This is a genomic window from Trebonia sp. (assembly GCF_030042015.1).
Taxonomy (GTDB): domain Bacteria; phylum Actinomycetota; class Actinomycetes; order Streptosporangiales; family Streptosporangiaceae; genus Trebonia.
Genome location: NZ_JASIAL010000509.1, coordinates 1 through 6779, shown reverse-complemented (window position 1 = coordinate 6779; position 6779 = coordinate 1). Strand labels below are relative to the sequence as shown.

At 70.8% G+C, this 6779-nt stretch carries 6 protein-coding genes; 3 read left to right on the top strand and 3 right to left on the bottom strand.

Annotated elements, in window-relative coordinates; genetic code table 11:
* The first annotated feature begins 116 nt into the window (after positions 1-116).
* The 3 genes from Q1N79_RS27320 to Q1N79_RS27310 are packed head-to-tail and all read left to right on the top strand — an operon-like array spanning position 117 to position 2982.
* Positions 117-1133 carry an amidohydrolase family protein gene (locus Q1N79_RS27320; RefSeq protein WP_300613917.1) on the top strand — a complete coding sequence of 339 codons (1017 nt, stop codon included), beginning with the start codon at positions 117-119 and terminating at the stop codon, positions 1131-1133.
* Positions 1134-1151: 18 nt separating this feature from the next.
* Positions 1152-2285: a cobalamin-independent methionine synthase II family protein gene (locus Q1N79_RS27315; protein WP_300613915.1), complete on the top strand. Its 1134-nt coding sequence runs from the start codon at positions 1152-1154 to the stop codon at positions 2283-2285.
* 7 nt (positions 2286-2292) lie between these two features.
* Positions 2293-2982 carry an RraA family protein gene (locus tag Q1N79_RS27310; protein ID WP_300613914.1) on the top strand — a complete coding sequence of 230 codons (690 nt, stop codon included), beginning with the start codon at positions 2293-2295 and terminating at the stop codon, positions 2980-2982.
* A 69-nt stretch (positions 2983-3051) separates the two neighbouring features.
* Here the strand turns inward: Q1N79_RS27310 and Q1N79_RS27305 are convergent, their stop codons facing one another.
* The 3 genes from Q1N79_RS27305 to Q1N79_RS27295 all read right to left on the bottom strand — a co-directional run.
* The gene (locus Q1N79_RS27305; RefSeq protein WP_300613913.1) at positions 3052-4224 is read right to left on the bottom strand and encodes a YncE family protein; all 1173 of its coding nucleotides are present in this window, start codon (positions 4222-4224) and stop codon (positions 3052-3054) included.
* A complete protein-coding gene (locus tag Q1N79_RS27300) occupies positions 4221-5732 on the bottom strand; it encodes an alkaline phosphatase family protein (RefSeq protein ID WP_300613912.1) in 1512 nt (503 codons plus the stop codon). The genes Q1N79_RS27305 and Q1N79_RS27300 overlap by 4 nt, the downstream gene beginning before the upstream one ends.
* A 138-nt stretch (positions 5733-5870) precedes the next feature.
* On the bottom strand, positions 5871-6779 hold a 909-nt coding region (locus Q1N79_RS27295), incomplete at its 5' end, for a glycosyltransferase (RefSeq protein ID WP_300613911.1).

Below are 6779 nucleotides of genomic sequence, written 5' to 3'. Positions count from 1 at the left end.
CCTGTCGGCGACCGTCATCGACTACGTGCCCGGCTACCGGACCCCGGCGGGAACCGGCGCCGGGATGGCCTTCGTGCGGTGGGACTGACCCCGCCAGCCAACCGAAAGGATCACGCGTGTATCACAACGTTCCCGTGCTCGACGTTCACGGCCACGTTTCGGTACCGTTCGCCGCCAACTCGTTCCTGACGCTCATGATGAGCTCGAACACCCCGATGCCCTCCCCCATCGGGCAGGACCGGGCCGGCCCGGCGGGGGTCACCACGGAGGAGTTCCACGCCGCCGCGCTCGGCCACGCCAGGTACATGGACGAGCGGAACATCGACGTGCAGATCATCGGGCCGCGCCCGTTCCTCGTGCTTGGCTGGATGGAACCGCACCTGCTGCCCGCCTGGACCAGGTACGTCAACGACATGATCAGCCAGCAGTGCGCGATGTTCCCCGACCGGTTCCTCGGCGCCGCGATGCTGCCGCAGCTGTCCGACGCCCCCGACCTGGCGCACTGCCTGCCCGAGCTGAACCGGTGCGTCACCGAGTACGGGTTCGCCGCCGTCTACGCCTCGCCCGACCCCGGCGGCCGCCGCACGACCCCGGGCATGCACGAGCCGTACTGGTTCCCGCTGTACGCGCGCGTCCAGGAGCTCGGGATCCCGCTGATCGTGCACGGCACGAACTCCCTCGACCCGCGGTTCCGCGTGGTGCCGCACAACTACCAGCTCGGCTTCCTCACCGAGCAGTACCTGGCCGGCCAGTTCCTCTCGCACGGCGACGTCTTCGACCGCTTCCCCGAGCTGAAGGTCATCATCTGCCACTGCGGCGGCGCCCTGGACCGGTTCATCCCGACCGACCACCACATCGCGCAGAAGGACCTGAGCGGCAACCTCTTCTACGACACCTGCGGCTACGACCTGAACTTCCTCGAGGCGGCGATCAAGCAGCGCGGGGTGCCGCGGATGCTGTTCGGCACCGAGGCGCCCGGGTCAGGCCGCGCGGTCCGCCCGGAGACCGGCCGCACCAGCGACGACCTGGTGCCGGTCATCGGCTCGTTCGACTTCCTCACCGAGGAGGACAAGATCAAGATCTTCAACGAGAACCCGGCCCGGGTGGTGCCGGCGCTGGCCAAGATCCGCTGAGCACTGCCGGAGGCGCACGTGAACAAGACCGACGACGCGACGCGGGCGGAAACGGTCGGCAGCCTGCTCCGTGACGACGCGGTGGTCCGCGCCGCCCGCCGGGGCAGTCCCGGCGACGCCGCGGTGCTGAACGACGCCGCGATCGACGCGATCCGGCTGCAGGAGGACATCGGGCTCGACGTCATCACCGACGGCGAGGTGCGGCGCACCTCGTGGGCGCAGACGCCGCGGTTCCTCGACTGCTTCGTCGCCACCGCCGGGCGGGGCGCGCTGAACTGGCGCGGCGCCACGCAGGGCCGCAGCGGGATCCCGGCCACGGAGCCGAGCGCCCCCGGCGGCCGGCCCGCCGGGTACCCCGCGGTGGTCGGCCGGGTTAAGACCGCGCGGCGGACCGGCGACATGACCGACGACTACGCCTTCCTCGCCCGCTACGCGCGGACCAGGACCAAGTTCACGATGCCCGCGCCGAGCTACCACCGCAGGTACTGGTCGGAGCAGCACTCGCGCGCCGTCTACGACTCGTGCGAGGAGTACCTGACGGAGATCAGGGACTATCTCCGGGAGGTCGCGGACAAGCTTGTCTCGCTCGGCTGCGACTACATCCAGCTCGACGCGCCGAACTACGGCTCGCTCTGCGACCCGGACACCCGGGAGGCGATGGCCGCCGACGGCCGCGACCCCGACGCCGAGCTCGCGTTCGACGCCGACCTCGACAGCTCGCTGCTGCGCGGCCTGTCCGGGGTCACCAGCGCGCTGCACGTCTGCCGCGGCAACGGGCCGGGCGGCGCCTGGCACTCGGCGGGAGGCTACGGCGCGATCTCCGGCGCGCTGTTCGGCAAGCTTGAGTTCAGCCGGCTGCTGCTCGAGTACGACTCGGACCGGGCCGGCACGTTCGCGCCGCTCGCCGACGTGCGCGACGGCACCGTCGTGGTGCTCGGCCTGCTGACCACGAAGTCGGACGCGGTGGAGAACGAGGGCGACGTGGCGGCGCGGATCGCCGAGGCGACGCGCTACAAGCCGCTGTCCGAGCTCGCGCTGAGCACCCAGTGCGGGTTCGCGTCCGTGCCGATCGCCAACCCGGTGACCCCCGCCGTGCAGCGGGCGAAGCTTGAGATGGTGGTGCGGCTGGCCCGCCGGACCTGGCCGGGATAATGCAGACATGACATCCGGAACGGTCCCGGGCGACTCCCCCGGGCTTATTACTCGGCTGGCCGCGCTTGACACCTGCGCGTGCTCCGACGCCATGGACAAGCTGGGCCTTTCCTGCGGGGTGGCGCAGGGGCTGCGCCAGCTCACGGTGCCCCGCCGGATCGCGGGGCGGGTGCAGACCGTCCAGTTCGGCGCGGTCCCGGCCGGCCCGCCCGCGTCCAGGCACTCGGGCACGGCGGCGGTCGAGGCCGCGCAGCCAGGTGACGTCATCGTCGTCGCGGCGCACAGCCGGCTTGACGCCGCGGGGTGGGGCGGGCTGCTCTCGCTCGCCGCCACCGTGCGCGGCGTCAGCGGCGTGGTCGTCGACGGCGCGTGCCGCGACGTCGACGAGGCGCTCGCGCTCGGGCTGCCCGTCTACGCGCTCGGCGCGACGCCGCTGACCGCGCGGGGGCGGCACACCGAGGTGGCGTGGAACGTCCCGGTCCGGGTCGCCGGCGTGCCGGTGGAGCCTGGCGACCTGGTGATCGCCGACGGCAGCGGAGTCGTCTTCCTGCCCGCGCAGCACGCGGAGCGGATCATCGGCGCCGCGGAGGAGGTGGCGGCACGGGAGCAGGCCCTGTCCGTTCGGATTCAAAATGGTGAATCGGTGGCCGCGGTCATGTCAGCCGATTACGAACGGATGCTTGCAGGCGGGCAGTGAGCGGCGGGGCCCCGCCAGAAGGCGGGACCCCGCGCGCCGGGAGTGACCTCCTGGCTGTGCCGGTGCCGGTCAGCTTCCGCCGGGGGTCGGGATCGAGGTGAGGACGATGCCGGCCGGCTCCTCACCGTCGCCCGCGTTGGCCTCGCCGCCGTAGCCGACGTTGAAGCTGCCGACGAGGCTGTCAGTGGCGGTGTCGAACACCGTGACGATGCCCGAGGTGAGCCCGCCCACCCACAGCTGGCTGCCGTCGGGGGTCAGGGCCACGCTGACGGGGTCGCCGGCGTCGGAAATCGTGCCGGTCACCGTGTCGGACGCCGTGCTGATGACCGAGACCTCGTTGGAGTCGCCGTCGGCGACGTACAGCGTGCCGCCGCTGGACGAGAGCACCAGCTGCCACGGCAGCTGGCCGACACCGATCGTGTCCGTGACCTTGTTGGTCGCGGCGCTGATGACGTCCACCAGGCCGCCGATCGTGTTGGTCACGTAGACCGTGCCGCCGTCAGGGGAGACCGCGACGCCCTCGGGATCGCCGAGCCCGCCGATCACGGTGACGACCCGCTGGGTGGCGGTGTCGATGACCAAAAGGCCTTGCGGCGTGGTGACGTAGGCGGTGGCCCCGGATGGCGAGAACGCGATCTCCGCGGGCTCGGCCGGCAGGTTCAGCGTCGACGTCACCGTGTCGGTCGCGGTCGAGATCACGCTGATCGCGCCCAGCGTCGGCTGGCCGGTCTGCGGGCCCGTGTCGGCCACCCACACCTGGCTGCCGTCAGGGGTGACGGCCAGGTAGTCGGGGTCGAAGCCGACGTGGATGAGGGTCTCCGCGGGGTTTTCGTAGTTGTCGACCACGAGGTCGGCGGCGTCGATCACCGCGACGGTGTCGTTGCCGGTGTCGGCGAAGTACAGCGTGTCGCCGGAAATCGCCACGCCCTCTTCCGAGGAGTCGTAGTTGTAGTCGTCCGGATTGCCAGGCACTTGCCTGTCGCCCACGTTGTACTGCTGGATGAGCTTGCAGTTGGCGGTGTCGACGGCGTCGAAGGCCTGGTAGCCAGGCAGCGCGATGTAGGCGGCCCCGGCCGGTCCGGTGCAGGAGGAGCTGAGCACGTTCGCGTTCGCCGGCCTGGCGGCCGTGGCGGGGCTGCCGCCGCCGTGGGCGAGCGTCAGCGAGAGCGTGACCGCGGCGGCGGCCAGCACCGCGGTGCCGCCGGCGATCGCCGCGCGGGCCGGTGTGATGCGTGCGTTCATGCCGTCACGCTCCCGCGGGTCGTGGTGGCGGAGGGCTGCCCGCCGATCACCGGCTTGTACCCGGGCGGCTGGAACGGCGGGGTCTGGTTCGTTCCGGGGAAGGGCGGGAGCTGGAACTGGACTACTTCCTGTTCGGCCAGCTCGAGTTGCTGCTTGGTGTCCGGCAGCCGCGGGAACCGCCCCAGCGGGACCTGCCCGAGCGCCGAGGTGAAATCGCCGACGGTCTGCCGCCGCCAGGCGGTGATGCTGGGGTTGACCACGCCGGTCACCAGCTCGAGCAGCCGGGTGATCGAGGTGTGGTCGAACGTGTCGTGGCAGACGAAGCCGCCAACCGTCCACGGCGAGATGAGCATGCAGGGAACGCGGAAGCCCAGCCCGATGGGCCCTGGCGCGTGTTCTTCCGTGTACGCCGACGCGGTGATGTACTCCCCCGCCGTGCCGGCCGGCGCGGTGGGCGGGACAACGTGGTCGAAGTACCCGTCGTTCTCGTCGTAGACGAGGACGAAGATTGTCTTGGCCCAGACATCGGGATTGGCCGCGATCGCGTCGAGCTTGCTCTTGACGAAGTCGGCGCCGGCCGCGGGCATGAAGTCGGGGTGTTCTGACTGGTAGGAGGTCGGGAGGATATAGGAGACCGTCGGCAGCCGGTCATGGATCGCGTCGTATTCGAACTGGCCGGCCTGGTAGAACCGCATGGCGTTCTGGTACAGGGGCGACGAGGTGGACGCGTTCTGGTACTGGTCGAAATACTCCAGCACGTTGAACCCGTAGTTATCGATCTCCTGGTATACCTTCCACGACACGCCGGCCGCCGTGAGCAGTTCCGGATAGGTCGTCCACGAGTAACCCTCGGTGGGTACCTCGTTGCCGTAGATCGGACCGCCGTTGGTCCCCGCCGGGTCGATCTGGCCGGTCATGAGGTAGAGCCTGTTGGGCCAGGTCGGACCGAGCACCGAGCAGTGGTAGCGATCGCAGATCGTGAACGCGTCGGCAAGGGCCCACTGGAAGGGGATGTCGTCGCGCGTGAAGTACGCCATCGAGTACTGCGCGTCGATCCCGTCGTAGTCGTCGATCGCCGTGTTCATTCGCGCGGTCACGAAGCCGTTCATGGCCCCGTTGTTCCACGAGTCGTGCTGCGGCAGCCAGCTGTGGCTGGTCGAGGGCAGCGCCTGGGCACTCGTGCTTGTCGTGTCGGCGTGGAACGGGTACAGGTACCCGTCGGGATTGTCCGGGTCGGGCTGCTTGAAGACGCCCGCGATCGCCTGCGGGTCACTGAAGCCACGCACTCCGGGCATCGCGCCGAAGTAGTGGTCGAAAGACCGGTTCTCCTGCATCAGCACGACGACGTGCTTGATCTCGGAGATGGGTACGCTCGGCCGCGCCGGGGAAAGGCGCGCTGGCTGCGCGCCGTCGATGATCTTCCGCAGGTTGGACGGCAAGGCGAACGACGCCAGCACCATCCCGCCTGCCGACGCCAGTAGCTGACGCCGACTCACCTCAATTGTCACGCTAGGTCTCCTAACGCAGAAGGGGCGGGCACCACGAGCAACACGCGCCGACCCAAGCCGGGACTGTGTGTCCCGCAATCAGATGTAAGCCAAATAAGGCAACCGTCAGATGACGGGCGAATGAAAAGTGTTTCGGCATCACGCCACGTGCGGTTGTGTTGGGCACTGTGGGGACCCGGCGGGCGGTAACTGCCGGCCGGTGTAGGCCGCGGCCAGGGTGTCGCGCAGCGGGCCCGCGCTGAACCGGGTGCCGAGCCGCTCCCGCGCGGCGGCGGCCATCCGGTCCGCCGCGGCCGGGCAGTCCAGCAGGTAGCCGACCGCCTCCGCCATCAGCTTGGGCCGTCGCGGCGGCACGAGCAGGCCGGTCTCGCCTGGCACCACCACGTCCGAGACCGCGTTCACCGCGGTCGCCACCACGGGGACGCCGCAGACCATGGCCTCCACCACCGCGGTCGGCAGCCCCTCATACCTGCTGGGCAGCGCGAAGACGTCGAAGGCGGGCAGTATCTGCGGCACGTCGGCCCGCTCACCCGCCAGCACCAGCCGGTGCGCCGGCAGCCCGCCGGCCAGCTGCCGGATCCGCCCGGCCAGCTCGCCGCCGCCGACCCAGACGCCGACGACGTCGCGGTCCCGATCCTGGTCGCGGTGCTGGTCGCGGTCCTGGTCGCGGGAGCGGCGGCGGGCGAGTTCGGCGATGACCGTGATGAAGTCCTCCGGCGCCTTCTGGTACGTCAGCCGGCCCACCGCGCCGACGACCGTCGCGTCCGGCGCGATGCCAAGCTCCCGGCGCGCGCGGGCGCGCGCACCGGGGTCGCGCGCCGGCCCCTGGGTGACGGCCACGCCGATCGTGCGTATCCGCTCGGGGCGGACGAGCCCGCGCCTGACCGCCTCGACCGCCACGCCGGTGCCCACGCAGAGCGCCACGTCGGTGATCCGGCCGAGCCGCCGCTCGATCGCGATGTACGCGCCGCGGCGCGGGCGTGACTGGAACTCGTGGAACGGGAAGCCATGGTAGGTGTGCACGATGCGCGGCACGCCCGCCCGCCA

Coding starts and splice junctions, on each gene's coding strand:
- Q1N79_RS27310 (WP_300613914.1), top strand. CDS start 2,293: ATGACATCCGGAACGGTCCCGGGCGACTCCCCCGGGCTTATTACTCGG.
- Q1N79_RS27305 (WP_300613913.1), bottom strand. CDS start 4,224: ATGAACGCACGCATCACACCGGCCCGCGCGGCGATCGCCGGCGGCACC.